Origin of the sequence: Streptomyces dengpaensis, from assembly GCF_002946835.1 — a bacterium.
Classification (GTDB): domain Bacteria; phylum Actinomycetota; class Actinomycetes; order Streptomycetales; family Streptomycetaceae; genus Streptomyces; species Streptomyces dengpaensis.
On record NZ_CP026652.1, the window covers coordinates 279,393 to 297,788 of the forward strand.

The following is an 18,396-nucleotide window of genomic DNA, read 5'->3' on the forward strand; positions in this document are numbered from 1 at the left end:
ACGGGCAGTACAACGCGCTCACACCGGAGGAAACCGTATGCCGTCACTCGAAGGGAACCTGATCATGCCGCGCCCTCTGCGGGTAGCCGTCGTCGGAGCCGGCCCGGCCGGGATCTACGCCGCCGACGCCCTGCTCAAGTCCGAGGTGGCCGCCGGTCCCGGTGTGTCAATCGACCTCTTCGAGCGGATGCCCGCCCCGTTCGGCCTGATCCGGTACGGCGTCGCCCCCGACCACCCGCGTATCAAGGGCATCGTCACCGCTTTGCACCAGGTCCTGGACAAGCCGCAGATCCGGCTTTTCGGCAACATCGACTATCCCACCGACATCAGCCTGGACGACCTGCGCACCTTCTACGACGCGGTGGTCTTCTCCACCGGTGCGACGGCCGACCGCGAGCTGCCGATCCCCGGCATCGACCTGCAGGGTTCCTACGGCGCCGCCGACTTCGTCTCCTGGTACGACGGGCATCCGGACGTGCCGCGCACCTGGCCGCTCAACGCCGAGAAGGTCGCGGTCCTCGGTGTCGGCAACGTCGCGCTGGACGTGGCCCGCATCCTGGCCAAGACCGCGGAGGAGCTGCTGGCGACCGAGATCCCGCCGAACGTCCACGACGGTCTGAAGGCGAACAAGGCCGTGGAGATCCACGTGTTCGGCCGCCGCGGCCCGGCGCAGGCGAAGTTCTCCCCGATGGAGCTGCGCGAGCTGGACCACTCCCCGAACATCGAGGTCGTCGTCGATCCCGAGGACATCGACTACGACGCGGGCTCGATCGAGACCCGGCGCGGCAACAAGCAGGCCGATATCGTCGCCAAGACCCTGGAGAACTGGGCGATCCGCGATGTCGGGAAACGTCCGCACAAGCTGTTCCTGCACTTCTTCGAGTCGCCCGCGGAGATCCTCGGCGAGGACGGCCACGTCGTCGGCCTGCGCACCGAGCGCACCGCCCTGGACGGCACCGGCAACGTCAAGGGCACCGGTGAATTCAGGGACTGGGACGTCAGCGCGGTCTACCGCGCGGTCGGCTACCTCTCCGAGAAGCTGCCCAAGCTGCCTTGGGACATCGAGACCGGCACCGTCCCGGACGAGGGCGGCCGGGTCATCGACGAGGCCGGCAGCCATGTGCCGTCCACCTACGTCACCGGCTGGATCCGCCGCGGCCCCGTCGGCCTGATCGGCCACACCAAGGGGGACGCCAACGAGACGGTCGCCAACCTGCTCGACGACCACGCCCACGGCCGGCTGCACACCCCCGCCACGCCCGACCCCGAGGCCGTGGACGCCTTCCTCACCGAGCGCCGGGTCCACTTCACCACCTGGGAGGGCTGGTACAAGCTGGACGCCGCCGAGAAGGCCCTGGGCGAGCCGCAGAGCCGCGAACGCGTGAAGATCGTCGAGCGCGAGGACATGCTCCGCGAGAGCGGGGCCGGGATCCGGTCTTGAGGCACGCTTCACACGCCGCGTGCAGCTGCGCACCGCGCCGACGCCGTCTGACAGGCAGCCGGGACCGTCAGGGCCGAAACGCGAGAACGAGGAGGAGCGTGGAACGGCTGAGGGCGTCTCGTCACGTGGCGGGGCCCGGGCCGCGGCAGTCGCAGCGCTCCGTGTCGATGATCCGCAGTCGGCTCACCACGGACACGACGTACCGGTTGACGTGCCGGGCGTACACCTCGTCCTGGCTCGGACAGCCGACCGGGCGGGCAAGGAGGAAGGAACGCCGCTGAAGGCGACCAGTCCCGAACCGGCGGCGCAGGCAACGGCAGAGCCGGCGTGCTCCCCGCGCCTGCAGGGATGGTTCCACGACGCGGATCTGGGCGAGGATGCCCGCTTCGCGCGCCTCGCGCTGGCTGTCCGGGTCCTTGAGCGTGCGGCCGCAGGGTGCGTGCTGCACCGACGGCCGCGGCATCACCACCGCCCACACTTACGACAACTGCGACCGCGTCAGGACCGAGACGGCAGGAAGCGCCACCGCGGGCTTCACCGTGACGCCGACGCCAGCCTGACCGCCCGCACCACGCCGGGCCGCCACCACCTGCACCCACGACACACTCGGCCGTCCCACCAAGGCCATCGAGACCAAGGACGGCTCCACCACCGCGGCGTGGGCCTACTGCTACGACAGGGTCGCAAACCGCACCGCCAACTCCACCGGCACCCGGAGCAGCGAGACCTGGACGCCGTTCACCCGGCTCGCCTCCTGCATTCAGGCCGGCACCAACACCAACAGGACTTACGCACCTCTGTCGGCATCACCGTGGGTACGAGGAGCAGAGGCAGCAACGCCTGAGAGGAAACACGCAACAAGTGAGTGATCGCGTCCTGAACCACGCGTCCCTCCACTGAGAAGGCGGACGATCGCCCGACCGATGCTGGTACCACCACCGGTCACCGCGTTCTAGGACACCCGTTGGTCCTTGCCGGCCTGGGCCAACGGGCCGGCACTTGGGCGGAATCCTTGCGGCGACGCTGCTTCGGGTCGGCACCGGCGGCCGCTACGCATTCGCCCAGCCCTGGGGTCCCCCGCCATGCAGATGCCCGGGTGTATAACCAGACGTAGGAAAGACGCGAACTATCTGACTGCCACCCGAATATGCCATCGCGAAACGCTTCGCCCAGAATCGTCACCAGTTCACGCGCGAGGGCGGAGACCCAGTCCGCCGATGCCAGCTGCGGTCGATAGCACCGCCCAACGCGGCGTAACGGCTTCACAGCATCGCGTGCCGCGACCTCCACGGATCCGGGCTCTCCGCACTGGCCGACCGTGCCGCATCAAATCTGCCCCTCAGCTCCTAGAGGTTGTCCCGTATGGGGTGTGAGTTATCGGGTGAGGGCCAGGTTGTGTAGTCGGGCGATGCCGAGCATGGCCTGGTGAACGCCGTTGCCCTTGAGCCGGCAGTCGCGCAGGATCTGTTCTTCAGTCGGGACAGGGCGTGTTCCACCCGAGCTCGGGCGTGGCGATGGACGGTGTTCTCCGCCTCCTGCTGTGGGCTGAGATGCGTCTGGCCACGCCGTTTGCGGTGCGGGATGAGCAGGCCGGTTCCCTGTTGACTTGCTCCTCGCCCTGAAGGGCGAGGAGCAAGTCAAGAAAGCCGCTCAATCCGCCGGGCCCGGCATCGCGCCCTCGGCAAGCTTGATGCGGGTCCAGACGTTCATGTTGACGACGACGGCGACGATCTCGAGCATCTCCTCCGGGCTGAAGTGCGCAGCGAGCGCGTCGTGGAAGCGCTGGAACGCCGCGTCGCGGTCGGTGTCGGCGGCGCGGGTGAGCGCCTCGGCGTAGCGGAGCGCCGCCTGCTCGGCCTCGGAGTGAAGCTCGGTCTCCCACCACGCGGTCAGGGTGTCGATCTTGGCCCGGGGGATGCCCGCCTCGCGCGCCGCCTGGTAGTGCAGGTTGAGGCAGTAGGTGCAGTTGTTGAGCTGCGAGACCCGCAGACGCAGGAGCTGGGCGAGGCCGCGGTCGATCCGCAGCTCCGCTGTGTATCCGAACGCATCCGCGCCCATCCGAGCCATGCCGATCAGCGACTCGTTCCCGCTCGCGTCGAGCCGGCGGTTCGCGATCTGGACATCGTCAGTCATCTCGGTCCTTTCGGTGCTCATCGTTCCCCTGCCCGCGCGTCCGCGCCCCGCCCCGAGCCGCTCGGTCATCTATGACGCAACCCCTGTTCCGGCCGATCGAGGGGACGCGCTGGCGGCGTCGGGCGGCTCGGCGAACGCGATCAGGGTCGCGGTCTCTGTGAACGGATTGTCGCTCCAGTGCCGTCTCGATATGTCGTTTTCGACACGCGAAAGCGAAACGGCGGCGTCTGCCTCGTGAGCCACACAGCCCGCCCTGACCTGCGGCTTCGAGGCAGAAAAACACCTACTCAGCCTAATTCCCCAGGCAAACCCGCACTGACCTGCGGCCGGCCGCCAGGGGAGGGACGGCCCGGTCGCCAGCTACGTCGCGGGCGCGCGACCCGACCGGGCGGGCCTCGGCGGTCGTAGCGGTGGGTGCACGGGGTGTCGGGGCAGATACGGCACATGAAGAAGTACATGCCGCCCAGGTCACCCAGGGCCATGTCGTGCCCGAACGCGTCGAGGGCGGCGGGATCGGCCTCGGCCCGTCAGGACGGGATCGCGGCCCCGTCCTGGCGGGGGCCCCAGTCGTCCACAGGGAGCCACCGGCCCATGCCTGGTTCAGTCGCGGTGACGCTGAGCAGGTGTTCCATGCGGGTGCCGCAGCCTGCGCAGTCGGGCCAGTCGGGCTCCTGGGTCCACCCCGGGTAGCCGCCAACCTTGCTCTATTGCGTGGTGGCCACCTCGAAGTAGTCGTAGCCCCGTTCCTCCCGCAGGGCCTCAAACCGCTGGTCGAGCAGCTCGCTGAGTCCCTCCGGCAGGTCCCGGTTCGGGTACTCCACGGCCGGAGTGGGGGAAAGAGTGCACGGGCGCGGCAGGTAGTCCTCCTCCGCAATATGCGGGCGAGGTGGTTCCCCGGCAGCGGCGCCGGCGGCCGTCAGAGTCGTGCTGCGCCAGTAAGGCTGAACTTGCGGCGAATACAAGCCGCCATTCAGCTCGCCGTCATGGCTCGGCCATGGCAGGTCATGAGCGTTCCGCTGTGACCAAACGGCCGCCATGGGAGAGGTACATGAGTACGACTGGGAATCAGAACCGACTGGACAGACGCGCTTTGCTGCAGGCCGCAGTCGTCATACCTGCGGCCGGTGCGGCAGCCGCGGCATTTGATGCGGCCCCGGCCCGGGCCGCCGAGGCGACCCGAGGGAGCGGCGGGTTCGACACGGCGAGCCCTCGCTTCGCGCTCGCCGTCCTGCCCGACACGCAGTACCTCTTCGACGCCGACAGCTCGGACCCCGAGCCCCTGCGTGCGACGTTCCGCTACCTCACCGCCGAGCGGGACGAGGCGAACATCGCCTTCATGACGCACCTGGGCGACGTCACCGAGCACGGCACCGAGCAGGAGATCGAGCTCGCCGCCGACACCTTCCGCACCCTTGACGGCGCCGTCCCGTACAGCGTCCTGGCGGGCAACCACGACATCCGCTCCTCGACGGACGACCAGCGCGGCGACTCCGCCTACCTCACGGCCTTCGGGCCCAAGCGCTACGCCTCCATGCCCACCTTCCGGGGCGCCTCGCCCGACGGCTACAACAGCTATCACGTCCTGCGTGCCGCCGGCCGCGACTGGCTGATCCTCGCCCTCGACTGGCGGGTGTCGGACAAGGGAATGCGATGGGCGCAGGGAGTACTCGACGCACACCCGACCCTGCCGGCGATCCTGACCACGCACGACATCGCCTGGTCGGACGACGACGGCACGGCGCAGCTGTCGGGCCATGGCCAACGGCTGTGGGACGGACTCATCCGCGGCAACGACCAGATCTTCCTCGCACTGGGCGGCCACTACTGGCCGCCCGGCCGCACCGTTTTGACCAATGACGCTGACAACGATGTCCACGTTCACATCACCAACTATCAGGACCGTTACTACGGCGGCGCCGGCATGATCCGCCTCTATGGTTTCGACCTGGTCCGCAAGGTCATCGACGTGGAGACCTTCTCACCGTGGTTCCTGGACCGCGACCCGCAGAAGCGGGCACCACTGGCGGCGGAGACCATCGAACTGACCGGGCCCACCGACCGGTTCAGCATGAGCATCGACTTCGACGAGCGCTTCAAGAATTTCGCGCCCGTCGTACCGCCGAAGCCGCGTCCGGCCTCCGCCGTGATGCCGCGCGGCACGGTCGCGTACTGGCGTTTCGACGCTTCTGGGATCCCCGCGGCGGGAACGGCGGGCGCCCCTGTGACCGACGGCACCGTGGTGCGTGACCTCAGCGGCAACGGCAACGACCTGTCCGTGAGCCGCCTGCACTCCAGTGCAGCGGACGCACTCACCTGGTCGCCAGACCACCACCTGGGCCAGCCTGCACACGCCAGCCTCCGCTTCGACGGGGGCAAGGGCCCCGACCGCGGAGCGGTGCTGAGGACCAGTCCCGGCGCCGCCCTCAACAGCGAGAAGTTCCCCCACGGCTACACCATCGAGACCTTCGTCAGGCTGCCGGAGCCCTTCGAGGGCGACCACAGTTGGATGGGCATCCTGAGCTGGGAGGGGCGCAACGGCGACGCCGGCAAGACCACCGGCTGGTCGCCCCTGGAGCCGACCTGCAGCCTCAACCTGTCGCCGGAGCGGTTCCTCCAGTTCGTCGTCTACCCGCACCGACAGGACGCCGATCCGACGTCGTGGAGCCATGCCGTGCCCATCGGCCGCTGGATGCACATCGCCGTCGTCAACGACGGGCACCGCACGACCATGTACGTGGACGGCTCGAAGATCGCCCGCAATCCGTCGCAGCCGTCGACCGGCATCGCCACGCTCGGCAAGCCGTTCGTCATCGGCGCCACACAGTTCGACGAGCGATTCGGACAGGGCTTCTACGGCTCGATCGGCGACACCCGCATCGTCAACCATGCCCTGTCACCAAGGCACTTCCTCACACCCTTCAAGTGAGGTACCCGGCTCGAGTCCCGTGACCCCGGTCCACACCACCCAGGAACCAGGCGCCGTCCCGCTCCGCCACAAAGCGGAGCGGCACACGCTCACCGGTGTCCGGCCCCCGCACAAGGGAGCGGGCCGCCGGTGACCCATGCCGCCGGCGACGTCTGCACCGCACCCACAACGCGCCCGGCCCTTGACCCGGCCATCAGGCGAGGGCGCGGGTGACCGCGACGCGCTGCTGCTCGCCGCCGGGGGGCGCGCTACATGAGTCCCACTCCGTGCGGCAGCGCGAACAGGTGGTATGCGCAGTGCTCGTAAGCGGCTTCCGCCGCTTACGAGCCACAGGTCCGACCCGCCGCGTTTGGCCAGGCTGTCCTGGCCCTCCGTGCACCGCGGGCAGGCCGGATCCCCGTCCGGCAGGAGTCTCGGCGGGCGGACGCAAGGTGCCGGGCAAGACGGATCTGCGCGCCCACCGCACTATCGAAGGGATCCCAATCCACTCCGCGTTCCCCGGCGAGCCAGAACTCGTCCGCAATGGCCCGGATCTCCTTCATCGTCGGGTAGAGGCGAACACAGTCCGTACAGGTGAACATCCAGGCCGGGGGCAGCGGCCACTGGCCGGCGGGGCTGATCTCGTCGGCGCTCATGCGCGTCACCGTAGTGCCTGCGGCTCCCCGGAGTTGACCGCTGCTTCGGCATCCCCAGGAGCTGGAGGGCATCACCGGCAAGTCCCGCCCAGACGGCGCGCTCCTGCGGCCTGGAGCCAGCCAGCTGTTCCGGGGTGAGGGCGGCGGTGATGCCCTCCAACTGGATGCGAGAGCCGACCAGTTACTCCCTCGGCGATTCAAGACGCTCAGAGAACACGCCTCTGGAACGACACACCGTCGCCAAGGCCACTCGATCACCGAGATGCGAAACAGGTACTTTAGTACCCATTTGTGAGGCGTCCATGACAGTGCGGACCGTCGTCTGCGGTAGCGCGGCTGTCAGGTTGTTATGGCCAGGCTGGTCATCTTTGACGCTGAGTCACAGGAGCTGCGGCTATGATCCCCGCAACCGGGGGTGAGCGATGAAGCGCGGGCTTCTTGTGAGTGTCGGCGTACTGCTGTCAGTGGTGACCGGTTGCACGGAGGTCAGCCCCCCTCTCAGTTCTCCTCCCCCTTCCTCTGCTCCTTCTTCGCCTGCTTCCTCCCGTTCTCCGGAGCCGCCCGAGCCCGGTCCCGCCACGCCACTGGGCGCGGCGACGATCACCGTGGAGGACGCGCAGCTGGTCGAGGCGTACAGAAAGAAAGCGTTGTTTCCCGCGGGTGCGGCTGTTCCGGCGACGTCCGAGGTGGCGGTTCTGCGGCGCGGCCAGCCGGTGGGTACGGGTGACCTTGTCTGGATGCCGGACGCCAACACGTTCTGCCTGGTGTCGATCCGCGAGCGGGCATCGGACCGGCAGTGCTTCAATCTTGCGGCGAAGCGGAAGCCACAGGGCTACGTGCACGTGGGCAGAGGCACTCCGCACGACGTTGGCGACCCCGCAGAGCCGCACCGGTTGTGGCTCACCGTCAGCGTTGTCGAGAACACCAGCGGGCCCTTCGCCTACACCGGCGGTACGCCGGAGCACGCAACCCCGGTGCAGGAAGCCACGGTGAAGTTCCCCTCGGGCAGGACGATGACATTTCTGACGTACGAATTCCCGGAGGGCATGAGTATCCCGATGGACGCTGAGATCTGCAGTACGGGCCGGGCTGTCTGCTTCAAAGCATTCGAACCGAACGCTATCGGGCAATAGGTGATGGCCGCCTGCTGTGAAGGTCTGAGGGGCTGAGCTTCCTCTGCTAGGTGATACGTCGGGTCATGAGGGTGATGCCAGCCCAAGTGATGAGTGCTTCGGAGCGCTGGACGAGCCTCTCGTAGTCGCGAGCGTGGCGGCGGGCGTACATGAGCCGGGCCAACCCCATGGCTGTGCCGCCTGTCTGCGCCGGATCGTCGCCGCGGGCATCCCCCTCAGCCACGAGGCCCTCGACGCAGCGGGCCCCGGGCCGGGCGCGGCGAGCCTGCGCGCCACCCTTGTCCACCTGGGAATTCTCCCGCCTCGCAACGAGGCCGTTGCCGGGCTACAGCCCTGGCTGGTGCGCATTCTCGCCAAGCTCCCCTCACGGCACCGCCACACGCTGCGTATCTACGCGGAGTGGTCGGTCCTGCGCCAAGCCCGACGTCGAGCCGCCCGAACCCGTTTCACACCAGCCAGCGCCGCACGGGTGCGCCAAACCGTCCGCTGTGCAGCCGCCTTCCTCACCTGGCTCACTGACCAGGGCCTCCTGCTGGCCGACCTCACGCAGGCCGACGTCGACCGGTCGCTGTCCGAACATCCGGGACGCTGGCAAGTGCGAGACTTCCTGCGCTGGGCACATCAACGCAGCCCGGCCGGCGAACACGAGATCCCCGACCGGCCCAGAGATGATCCCCACCGCTGGTGGGACGAGGCCGACCACTGGGCACACCTGCAACGCTGTCTGCAGGACGAGACCCTGCCGCTGGACGTCCGGGCGGCCGGCGCCGTGATGCTGCTGTACGGGATAACGATCACCCGCATCACGGAACTCACTACGACCGCCCTAACCGGCGGCAACGAGCCGTCTCTGGTCCTTGGCGACCATCCCACCACGCTGCCGCCGACCGTCTACCGCGTCCTGCGTCACCAAGCAGACCATGCCCAGCCTGACTCGGCCGTCGGCCGCACCACACGTCGCACCGCCTGGATCTTCCCAGGCTATGCCGCAGGCACCCATCGTTCCGCCGCCACCCTCGCACGCAAGCTCCGCCGCCACGGCCTGCCCGCCCACCCTTGCCGGAACACCGCGCTTCTCGCACTGTCCACCGACCTGCCTGCCTCCGTTCTCAGCGAAACGCTGGGCATCAGCATCACCTCCGCCCTGCAGTGGACCCGTCGGACCGCCCGCGACTGGAACGCATACCTGAGCTCGCGGTCCACGCAGACAACCGACACCGCCACCGTGAACAAGTTCGCCCAGGAAGGTAGAAGCGCCTCATCGCATCCCGGTGAGACGTCGGACATCCCATCGACACCCTCCTCCGCCTCGTCGGCTGGGCGCCCGTCCTTATGCGGTGGCCGGGGTGTGCGACCCGGCGGCGCCTGCAGCCCCACGAATACCGCAGCCTTCGAATACGTGACGGGTACCAGCAGTACGCGAGGACCTCGCCCCCGACCAGCTGCCCCTCTTCGAAGCCTGACCTCCCTCCGTACGACCGGGAAGCCATCGTCAACGGTCGGCGCATACAGGTTGGAGCAGGCCCGGGCCTGCTGGAGCCCCCGGGCGCACCCGAGCCGAGGTCCCGGTTCAGCTCAGCCGGCGGCGCCTTCGGCCAGGGCTGCCTCCAGACTGACGGCTGTGTTGAGGATCAAGTCACGGACAGGCGGCGGCAGCACCCCCGGCATCTCCAGGACGTGCCACTGACAGCCGGGCACCAACCCGTCCAGCACGGCGAACATCTGACGCTGGAACAGCAACACCAGCGCCGAGAGAGCACCGCTCGACGGCGACCAGTGGCGCTCGCGCAGGGTCTCCAGAACGGACAGCCCGGACAGCAACTGCCTGCCCTTCAGCCACTCCGTGACGGCTTCCCCGATCTGTCCGCCGTCCAGCTCGCCTTCTACCCGCTCACACAGGTCCACGGCCCACTCGCGCACCTGCCGAGCCGTCCTCCAGCCGGCGGCCAGGTCCTCCAGCGACGCCGTGTCGGCCACGCCCCGCAGAACGTCGCGGGCATCGCCGCCGGGAACGAACGTCAGCGAACCGTCGTCCGCCAGCACCATGTCCGCGGCATCCGGGACGTCCTGCTGGGTGGTCTCGACGAGCGAGGCGATCGGATGAGAAGCCATGCCCGGAGCCATCGCGCGCAGCAGGTCCCCGATCTCCTGCAAGGACACGGTGCCACCGAGGACCGCCGTCACGGCAGTCAGCGAGGCGTCCTGCGTTGTGAGCCGCGACGGCTCGGTGCTCTTGTCCAGCTCAGCCAGCTCCGCGGGAAGTCCGCCCAGGAGGCGGGCGATGCGCTCGTCGATACGCCGCGCCCGGGCGGGAACGAGAGTGACAGTCTGGCCCATCTCGGCGAGGCGGCCGACGACATGGTCCACGTGCCCCTCCAGACCCAGGCCGTCGCCCGAACTGTCGTCCTCACCGGGCAAGGCGACGGTGTCCACTGCGGCACGGAAGGCGGCCCGCACCGTCACCTCCGGTACCGGGAGACCTTCGGCAAACAGCAGCAGCGCCAGGTCTGTCGGCCTCTTGCCCCGGGCGGCGCGGCGGGCGAGAGCAAGGACCAGGTCGAAACTCTCAGGCGGCGGCGACGAAGTGCTGCCCCTGCCCCGGCCGAGGCCTCCGCCGCGGACGTTGCCCGGCAGCAGTCCCGCACGCCGCCAGCCTGCGAGCTGCTTGGCCGTGACGGTGAGGTCGTGACGCGCCGCGTGATCGATGAGCTGCTGGTCAGCCGCGCTGAGGCCGTTGCTGGAAGACATGGCGCGAAGCTAGCGGCGCCCCCACCGGCTGCGGGCCGGTTTTAGGACTCCTAACAAAAGTGGTGGACTTGACCTGGTCAGAGGTCGGTGTCGCGCACGAGGCCGCCAGGTATCGGGACGCAGTCAGCCGCGTAATCGCACGCGATAAACCCGGCGACGTCGGCGATCATCCCCGGGATACTGGTCGCCCATGGATGAGGTCAAAGTCGTTGTCGCCCATTCCGAGCGCGCGACCCTGCGCGTCGGCGACGTGTTCCTGAAGGTGGACGCCGATCAGGCGCGCATCGACGTCGAGGTCGAGGCGATGTCCCTCGCGCCGGTCCCGACCCCGGAGGTCCTGTGGCGCAAGCCGCCCGTGCTCGCGATCGCCGCACTCCCGGGGACGACGCTTGGGCGCCTCGGCGGGCCGTCGACCGGGTCACCGGCGGCGTGGGCCGCGGCGGGCGCCGCCATCCGGAAGCTGCACGACGCGCCGCTGCCGCCCCGGCCCGGCCGGGCCGGCCGGAGCATCGTCGCGCTGGCGGCGGAACTCGACGACGAGTGCGAGTTGCTCGTGACGAACGGCCTCCTGCCCGCTGACCTGGTCACCCACAACCGCCAGGTCGCCGAGGCCGCGCTCCGGCCGTGGACTCCGGCGTTCACGCACGGCGACCTGCAGATCGCGCACGTCTTCGTCGACGGCGACGAGGTCACGGGCATCATCGACTGGTCCGAGGCGGGCCAGGGTGATGCCCTGTACGACCTCGCCACCTTCACGCTCGGACACGAGGAGCACCTCGACGACGTCGTCGCCGGCTATGGCACCGACATCGACCTCGACGTGATCCACGCGTGGTGGTCGTTGCGAAGCCTGCTGGTGGTTCGCTGGCTGATCGAGCACGGCTTCGACCCGTTCGCGCCGGGCTGTGAGGTCGACGTGCTGAGATCCCGGATGTGAGGCTGCGCGGGCCCGACTGCTACCGGAATTCATTCGCAGTGCATCGGCCTTCAGGCCGGTGGTGAAGCGAATCTGACAGTGGCGACGCGGAGCGTCGCAGACTCAGGTCCGGCAGCGCCGGACACCGCAGTGCTTCGCCTGCGGCGCGGAGCGTCGCGAGTGCTTCTCCCGGCGGAGCCGGGCAGTGCTCACACCGGCCGGTTCTGCTGTTCGATGTACTGCCGGACCACGGAGAGCGGGGCGCCGCCGACGGTTCCGGCGAAGTAAGACCCGGACCAGAGCTTGTTGGCCCGCCAGTAGTGGCGCACCAGGTCGGGGAACTCCTGGCGCAGGCGGCGGGAGGAGACACCCTTGAGGGAGTTGACCAGCTTGGTCACGGCGACCTTGGGCGGGAAGTTCACCAGCAGGTGGACGTGGTTGTCCTCGCCGTTGAACTCCACCAGCTCGCACTCGAAGTCGCCGCAGACCGACTGCATGATCTCCTCCATGCGTGTCAGATGAGCGTCAGTGAACACCTTGTGCCGGAACTTGGTCACGAAAACCAAGTGCACATGCATCACGAAAGCACAGTGCCGGCCAGTTCTGATCTCCTGCATCTCACCCATAACCCAAGTATGTAGGGTGACGGTCATGCAGCTCAGGTACGCGTTCAGGCTCTACCCGAATGCCGGTCAGCGCACCGCGCTGGCCAGGGCGTTCGGGTGCGCCCGGGTGGTGTTCAACGACGCGGTGCGTGCCCGTGAAGACGCCCGTAAAGCCGGGCAGCCGTTCCCGAAGGCCGGGGAGCTGTCCACGCGCCTGATCACCGAGGCCAAGCGGACCACCGGGCGGTCCTGGCTGGGCGAGGTGTCCGCCGTCGTCCTCCAGCAGTCCCTGCGGGACGCCGAGGCCGCCTACAAGAACTTCTTCGCCTCTCTCAGGGGCACCCGCAAGGGTCCCAGGACCGGCCCGCCCCGCTTCAAGTCCCGCAAGGACGCCCGGCAGTCGATCCGCTTCACCGCCAACGCCCGCTGGAACATCACCGACAACGGCCGTCTGAACCTGCCGAAGATCGGCGCGGTCAAGGTGAAGTGGTCCCGCACCCTGCCCTCCACCCCCACCTCCGTCACCGTCATCAAGGACGCGGCCGGGCGGTATTTCGCCTCCTTCGTCATCGACACCGACCCCGCCGCCGACGCGACACGGATGCCCGAAACCGACCGCACCATCGGCATCGATCTCGGCCTGACCCACTTCGCGGTCCTGTCCGACGGCACGAAGACCGATTCCCCGCGCTTCCTCCGGCGCGTGGAGAAGAAGCTGAAGAAGGCCCAGCGGGAGCTGTCCCGAACGCAGAAGGGAAGCAAGAACCGGGCCAAGGCCCGCCTCAAGGTCGCCCGCGCCCACGCCAAGGTCACCGACGCGCGACGCGAGTTCCACCACCAGCTCTCCACGAAGCTGATCTGCGAGAACCAAGGGATCGGCGTGGAGGACCTGTCGGTGGCGGGACTGGCCCGCACAAAGCTGGCCAAGTCCGTGCACGACGCCGGATGGGCATCGTTCATCAGCACGCTGGAATACAAAGCAGAACGGTACGGCCGCACCCTGGTCAAGATCGGCCGGTTCGAGCCGACCTCCCAGACCTGCTCCACCTGCGGCGTCAAGGACGGACCCAAACCCCTCGACGTCCGGGAATGGACCTGTACCGCCTGCGGCACCGTCCACGACCGCGACCACAACGCCGCACTCAACGTGAAAACGGCCGCCGGACTGGCGGTATCAGCCTGCGGAGCGCCGGTAAGACCAGGAGCAATCCCGGCACAGCGCGAAGAAACAGGAAGCCACGGACTCCCGACCGAACCCCGAGCCGCGTAGCGGCACAGCAACGATCGAGAAGGCCAGAATCCTCGCCCATCAGGGCGAGGAGCAAGTCAACAGGCCGATGTCCATGCCCTGACGGGGCACGTCCTGGTCCAGCCGATCGACGAGTTCAACCGGCCGGCGAAGGCCGACTACGGCGCGGTTCGCATCCCGCCCACCGACGCTGAGGTCGCCACGCTGTTCGCCGGCTGGCGGGCGGCATTGCCGGAGGCGCGCAAGTATCTGACCGCGGCCCGCGACTACGTCGCGGCGTCCCTGTGGCGCCGGGTGGGCCTGCGGATCAACGAGTCAACGAAGCTGGACATCAAGGACTGGCGTCCGGACCTGGGCGACTTCGGCAAGATCCACGTCCGTTTCGGCAAGGGCAGCCGCGGCCGCGGGCCGAAACCGCGTCTGGTCGCGGCGATCGACTCCACCGACGCTGCTGAACTGGTGGCTGTGCGATGTCCGCCGCCAGTTCGGCGACGACTACCAGGACCCCAACGCGCCGTTGCTGCCGAGCGAGCGACACGATCCGCACACCGGCCTGTGCGGACGGATCGGTGACGACGCCCTGCGCTCGGGGTTCAAGACCGCCGTCGGCCTCTACCTCCCCAGTTGGGCCGGGCGGCTGACTCCGCACGGGATGCGGCACTTCTGCGCGAGCTCGTTGTACCTGGGGCTTCGCGGTCAGCGACAGCACCATCTCATCCAGCGCACCCGTCCTGCGGGCGTACTTGGGCAGCAACCGCGGGCTGAAGGTGCCCAGCCGGTCCCGGGGGACCTGCACGGTCACCGTGCCGACCTCCGTCATAACTTTCTTGGCCCGGTAACCGTTGCGCATGTTGCCGCCCGAGCGCGAACCACGGCCGCCGGCCTGCCCGGCCTCCGCCGCGAGATGCACATCCATCTCGGCCTCCAGGGCGGCCTGCATCAGATGCTGGGCCAGCTCGGGCAGCAGCCCGCCCTCACCCATCAACCGCAGCCCGCCGAGACGCACCTTCTCGGCCGCCAGCGCGGCCAGCTCCTCCAGCAACTCGCTGGACAGACCGTTCGCGGATACAGGCATCGACTTCACCTCGGCACCCTCGACGCTCTCACCGGCCCCGGCAAGCGACACACCGTCAGCGGCCTCGATCAGGTGATCCGTTGTCGTACTCATCAGGTGACTCCTTCGGGGAAACACACACCTGACTCATGACTCATGACACTCCCCTCTGCCGGGGAGTGTCAGTGCGTGGCGGGCTTGGGGTGCCGGTGCTGCCCGTGGGGCCCGTGGTGCTGGGAGTGAGGGGCCGCCTCGCTGCGGGGCGCGTCTGGCACGGTGAACCCCGCGCCGGCCGGAGCGAGTGCGGTCAGGGTCACTGCGACGAGTCTGCGGACGGCATCCGGGGTGGGCATGGCGCGGGCGGCGCTGAGGGCGTGGAGGCAGAAGGGCGCGAGTTCGTCGGGATCGACGTCAGCCCGGAGTTCGCCCGCCGCGGCAGCGTCGGCGATCAGGTCGCGGACCATAGCGACGAGGCGCTGGTGCGCCCGCGCCATGTGGTCGCCCTGATGCAGCAGGGCGGAGATGTCCGAGCCGTGGTCGCCCCGCCGGGAGTGCATGTGCAGCGCGTAGGCGTCCAGGACGGCGTGCAGCCGCGCGCCCGCGCCCTCGGTGTGGTCGCGGACCTGGGCGAGCTCGTCGAGCTGCGCGGTGACGAGTCGCTCGTGCCATGCGGCTAGCACCGATTCGACGTCGGGAAAGTATTTGTACAGCGTCGCGCGGCCGATCCCGCTGCGTTCGGCGACGCGCGACATCGTCACCGAGAGTGGGCCCTGCTCGGAGACCAGCGCGGCGGTGGCGTCCAGGGCTGCCTTGCGGACCGCATTGCGGTGCTCCTCGATGGTGGCGTTCCACAGCTTCGGCATCCCCTCACTATACGCATCGCCCACGGTGTGACACTCTGACTTGACAGAAACACCTTGTATTGAAAAAGCTCGGCGGCGGCAATCACGCCGAAACAGCACCCCGAGGAGACGTCATGTCCGATCTGCCCACACACCCCGACCACGGACCCGACGACGGTCCCGGCCACGAGCCGTCTCCGGCGCCCCGGTCCCGGCGCGTCGCCACCCTCGGCGGCGTCACCGCCGGGGTGCTGGTCGTGCTGATGGTCGTGCTCCACCTGGCCGGCGTCGTCGGCCCCGGCGCGCACTGAACGGCGGCGCGACGATGATCGAGGCAATCGGCCTGAGCAAGCACTATGGCGGCACCGTTGCCGTCGACAACCTGTCCTTCACCGTCCGCCCCGGGCAGGTGACCGGCTTCCTCGGCCCCAACGGCGCCGGGAAGTCCACCACGATGCGAATGATCCTCGGCCTGGACGCGCCGACCGCGGGGACGGTGACCGTCAATGGCCGCCTCTATGCGTCCTACCGCCGACCACTGTTCCAGCTCGGCGCGCTGCTCGACGCCAAAGCTGTCCACGGCGGACGCAGCGCGGCAAACCACCTGCGCGCGCTCGCGGCGAGCAACCGCATCGGCCGACGTCGGGTCACCCAGGTCCTGGAGCAGGTGGGCCTGGGCAGCGCCGCCGCCCGGCGCGCGGGCGGGTTCTCGCTCGGCATGGGCCAGCGGCTCGGCATCGCAGCCGCGCTACTGGGCGATCCGCCGGTGCTGATGTTCGACGAGCCCGTCAACGGACTGGACCCGGAGGGCGTGCTGTGGATCCGCACGCTGCTGCGGTCGCTGGCCGCCGAGGGCCGCACCGTCTTCCTCTCCAGCCACCTGATGAGCGAGATGGCGCTGACCGCCGACCGGCTGGTCATCATCGGCCGCGGCCGGCTGATCGTCGAGACCTCCGTGGCCGATTTCCTCGCCGCCGCGGAGGGCAACTACATCCGCGTCCGCTCCCCGCAGAACACGGACCTCGCCGCCCTGCTCACCGCACGCGGGGCACAGGTCACCACGCAGGACGACGACAGCCTGCGCGTCACCGGCCTCAGCAGCGAGGCGATCGGCGAGGTGGCCCGCAGCCACCAGCTCGCCCTGCAGGAACTGGCCGAACGTCAGGTCTCCCTGGAGGAGCGCTACATGGAACTCACCGCCGACACCACCGACTACCACGCCGCCGGGCCACTCGCTCCGGCCGCGCCGTGAAACCGAAGGGCCCAGCCACCATGACCGTCCTCGCCGCCACGGCGACAAAGGATCCCGAGCGCGTTGCCGCCCTGCCCTGGTTCCGCGACATCCTGCGCGCGGAGTTCATCAAGCTCGCCTCGGTCCGCTCCACCTTCTGGACCCTGGCCACCGTCGTGCTGTCCAACACGATCCTGGCGGCACTGGCCGCCGTCTTCCTCGCCAGCCGCCTCCAGGGGGAACAAGCGGCGAAGGACCCGGTCCGGCTCAGCCTGCTGGGCCTGCACATCTCGCAACTCGCCATCGTCGTCCTCGGCGTGCTGGTCGTCACCGGCGAGTACAGCAGCGGGCTGATCCGCGCCACCCTGGCCGCCGTCCCGCAGCGGCGCACCGTCCTGGCGGCCAAGACGCTCGCCTTCACCGCGACCGCGCTCGTGGTCGGCGTCACGGCCAGCTTCGCCGCCTACGCCGCGTTCCAGGCATTCCTGTCGGGGACCGCAACCGCGATGAAGCTCTCCCTGGGCGACCCCGGGGTGCTGCGCGCCGTCGTCGGAGGCGGCCTCTACCTGACCGTGCTGGGCCTGCTCGGCCTGGGCCTCGGGGCGGCCCTGCGTTCCAGCGCGGGCGGGATCGCCGCGACGCTCGGACTGCTCATGGTGCCCACCATCCTGCTGAGCATGCTCCCGCAGAACTGGCAGACCACCATCGGCCCCTACATCCCGATGCAGGCCGGTGACGCGATCTACTCCCTGAACGCCGAGGCGGGCAGCCTCTCCACCTGGAACGGCCTCGGCGTCTTCAGCCTCTACGCCGCGCTGGCACTCACCGCCGGCTTCTGGGTCATCCGCCGCCGGGACGCCTGACACCACCAGACGGAGGAGGACCGCCATGACCATCAGTATCACCTGCACCAACTGCCACCAGGAGATCACCGGCCAGGACGAAGACGACCTCGTCCCCCGGGTCCAGGCCCACGTCGCCGACCACGCCCGCGCCCAGGGACACGAACACACCCCCACCCGCGAGCAGATCCTCACCCGCCTCCGCCGCCGCAGGGCCGCGCCTGACGCCCCCTCGCACGGCACTGGCCGACGGGACGAGCACGGCCCGCCGAGCTGAACACCGAGCATCGGCCTCGACCTCGGCCTCGACCTCGGCGTCGTCTGGGCGGACCGAGCCGCCCGGATCGGCGGTCGTTCACTGGAGGGGGCGACTGTCGATGCGGGCGCGCTCACTTCGGCGCGGGCGGTGGCCCTGCGGTCGCGCAGGCCGGGCCGGAGGCAGCCAGCATCACAGCGCCGGAGAGGGCGAAGGCCCAGAGGTAGCCGGTCCTCTCCACGAGCCAGCCTCGGCGGCCTTCGCGGCCCAGTTTTTCCTCTCGCGCAGTTGCTGGTGTGCACGCCCCGGGCAGACACCCGCGCGTTCACGACCCTGACTGGCTACACCACTTCGCGGGACGCCATCATCGGTTCGCTCCCGTCGC

Annotated in this window: 14 protein-coding genes and 3 pseudogenes; 9 read left to right on the forward strand and 8 right to left on the reverse strand. The window is 69.1% G+C overall.

The features are described 5' to 3' along the window. Nucleotides 1–64: 64 nt before the first annotated feature. Nucleotides 65–1,441, forward strand: coding sequence for an FAD-dependent oxidoreductase (locus C4B68_RS01315; protein ID WP_099505148.1), 1,377 nt, complete (start codon nucleotides 65–67; stop codon nucleotides 1,439–1,441). Nucleotides 1,442–1,562: 121 nt separating this feature from the next. Here the strand turns inward: C4B68_RS01315 and C4B68_RS01320 are convergent, their stop codons facing one another. The 3 genes and pseudogenes from C4B68_RS01320 to C4B68_RS01330 all read right to left on the reverse strand — a co-directional run bounded on the left by C4B68_RS01320 (nucleotide 1,563) and on the right by C4B68_RS01330 (nucleotide 3,574). After that, on the reverse strand, nucleotides 1,563–1,889 hold the full coding sequence (locus tag C4B68_RS01320) for a hypothetical protein (RefSeq protein ID WP_143674414.1): 327 nt from the start codon (nucleotides 1,887–1,889) through the stop codon (nucleotides 1,563–1,565). A gap of 926 nt (nucleotides 1,890–2,815) precedes the next feature. Next, nucleotides 2,816–3,039, reverse strand: a pseudogene (locus tag C4B68_RS01325) (IS5/IS1182 family transposase); the annotation flags it as partial. Between the two features lie 52 nt (nucleotides 3,040–3,091). Further along, a complete protein-coding gene (locus C4B68_RS01330; protein WP_180289350.1) occupies nucleotides 3,092–3,574 on the reverse strand; it encodes a carboxymuconolactone decarboxylase family protein in 483 nt (160 codons plus the stop codon). A 1,048-nt stretch (nucleotides 3,575–4,622) separates the two neighbouring features. Here C4B68_RS01330 and C4B68_RS01335 point away from each other — a divergent pair. Both C4B68_RS01335 and C4B68_RS01345 read left to right on the forward strand, forming a co-directional pair. Next, nucleotides 4,623–6,500 carry a LamG-like jellyroll fold domain-containing protein gene (locus tag C4B68_RS01335; protein WP_099505087.1) on the forward strand — a complete coding sequence of 626 codons (1,878 nt, stop codon included), beginning with the start codon at nucleotides 4,623–4,625 and terminating at the stop codon, nucleotides 6,498–6,500. Nucleotides 6,501–7,740: 1,240 nt separating this feature from the next. Continuing rightward, complete coding sequence (locus C4B68_RS01345; protein ID WP_099505085.1) at nucleotides 7,741–8,268, forward strand: hypothetical protein; 528 nt, start codon at nucleotides 7,741–7,743, stop codon at nucleotides 8,266–8,268. 49 nt (nucleotides 8,269–8,317) lie between these two features. On the opposite strand, the pseudogene C4B68_RS01350 reads toward C4B68_RS01345, so the two are convergent. Both C4B68_RS01350 and C4B68_RS01355 read right to left on the reverse strand, forming a co-directional pair. Beyond that, a pseudogene (locus C4B68_RS01350) lies at nucleotides 8,318–8,431 on the reverse strand (IS5-like element IS4811 family transposase); the annotation flags it as partial. Nucleotides 8,432–9,843: 1,412 nt separating this feature from the next. Further along, nucleotides 9,844–11,016 carry a hypothetical protein gene (locus C4B68_RS01355; protein ID WP_099505082.1) on the reverse strand — a complete coding sequence of 391 codons (1,173 nt, stop codon included), beginning with the start codon at nucleotides 11,014–11,016 and terminating at the stop codon, nucleotides 9,844–9,846. 190 nt (nucleotides 11,017–11,206) lie between these two features. On the opposite strand from C4B68_RS01355, the gene C4B68_RS01360 reads away from it, so the two are divergent. Then, the gene (locus C4B68_RS01360; RefSeq protein WP_099505081.1) at nucleotides 11,207–11,953 is read left to right on the forward strand and encodes a phosphotransferase family protein; all 747 of its coding nucleotides are present in this window, start codon (nucleotides 11,207–11,209) and stop codon (nucleotides 11,951–11,953) included. Nucleotides 11,954–12,141: 188 nt separating this feature from the next. Here C4B68_RS01360 and tnpA read toward each other — a convergent pair whose 3' ends face one another. Next, entirely contained in the window at nucleotides 12,142–12,558 is a 417-nt protein-coding gene (gene tnpA, locus C4B68_RS01365) for an IS200/IS605 family transposase (RefSeq protein WP_099506246.1), read from the reverse strand. Between the two features lie 25 nt (nucleotides 12,559–12,583). Here tnpA and C4B68_RS01370 point away from each other — a divergent pair, with 25 nt between their 5' ends. Continuing rightward, complete coding sequence (locus C4B68_RS01370) at nucleotides 12,584–13,807, forward strand: RNA-guided endonuclease InsQ/TnpB family protein (RefSeq protein ID WP_104879938.1); 1,224 nt, start codon at nucleotides 12,584–12,586, stop codon at nucleotides 13,805–13,807. Between the two features lie 667 nt (nucleotides 13,808–14,474). Here the strand turns inward: C4B68_RS01370 and C4B68_RS44570 are convergent. Then, nucleotides 14,475–14,861: pseudogene (locus C4B68_RS44570) on the reverse strand (transposase); the annotation flags it as partial. Between the two features lie 161 nt (nucleotides 14,862–15,022). Then, nucleotides 15,023–15,703: a TetR/AcrR family transcriptional regulator gene (locus C4B68_RS01380; protein WP_099506768.1), complete on the reverse strand. Its 681-nt coding sequence runs from the start codon at nucleotides 15,701–15,703 to the stop codon at nucleotides 15,023–15,025. 113 nt (nucleotides 15,704–15,816) lie between these two features. On the opposite strand from C4B68_RS01380, the gene C4B68_RS41610 reads away from it, so the two are divergent. The 4 genes from C4B68_RS41610 to C4B68_RS01395 are packed head-to-tail and all read left to right on the forward strand — an operon-like array spanning nucleotide 15,817 to nucleotide 18,032. After that, nucleotides 15,817–15,993, forward strand: a complete 177-nt coding sequence (locus tag C4B68_RS41610; RefSeq protein ID WP_167458976.1) for a hypothetical protein — start codon at nucleotides 15,817–15,819, stop codon at nucleotides 15,991–15,993. Nucleotides 15,994–16,007: 14 nt separating this feature from the next. Further along, complete coding sequence (locus C4B68_RS01385; RefSeq protein ID WP_099506767.1) at nucleotides 16,008–16,934, forward strand: ABC transporter ATP-binding protein; 927 nt, start codon at nucleotides 16,008–16,010, stop codon at nucleotides 16,932–16,934. 20 nt (nucleotides 16,935–16,954) lie between these two features. After that, nucleotides 16,955–17,776: an ABC transporter permease subunit gene (locus tag C4B68_RS01390; RefSeq protein ID WP_099506766.1), complete on the forward strand. Its 822-nt coding sequence runs from the start codon at nucleotides 16,955–16,957 to the stop codon at nucleotides 17,774–17,776. A gap of 25 nt (nucleotides 17,777–17,801) precedes the next feature. Beyond that, the gene (locus C4B68_RS01395; protein WP_099506765.1) at nucleotides 17,802–18,032 is read left to right on the forward strand and encodes a hypothetical protein; all 231 of its coding nucleotides are present in this window, start codon (nucleotides 17,802–17,804) and stop codon (nucleotides 18,030–18,032) included. The last annotated feature ends 364 nt before the right edge of the window (nucleotides 18,033–18,396 follow it).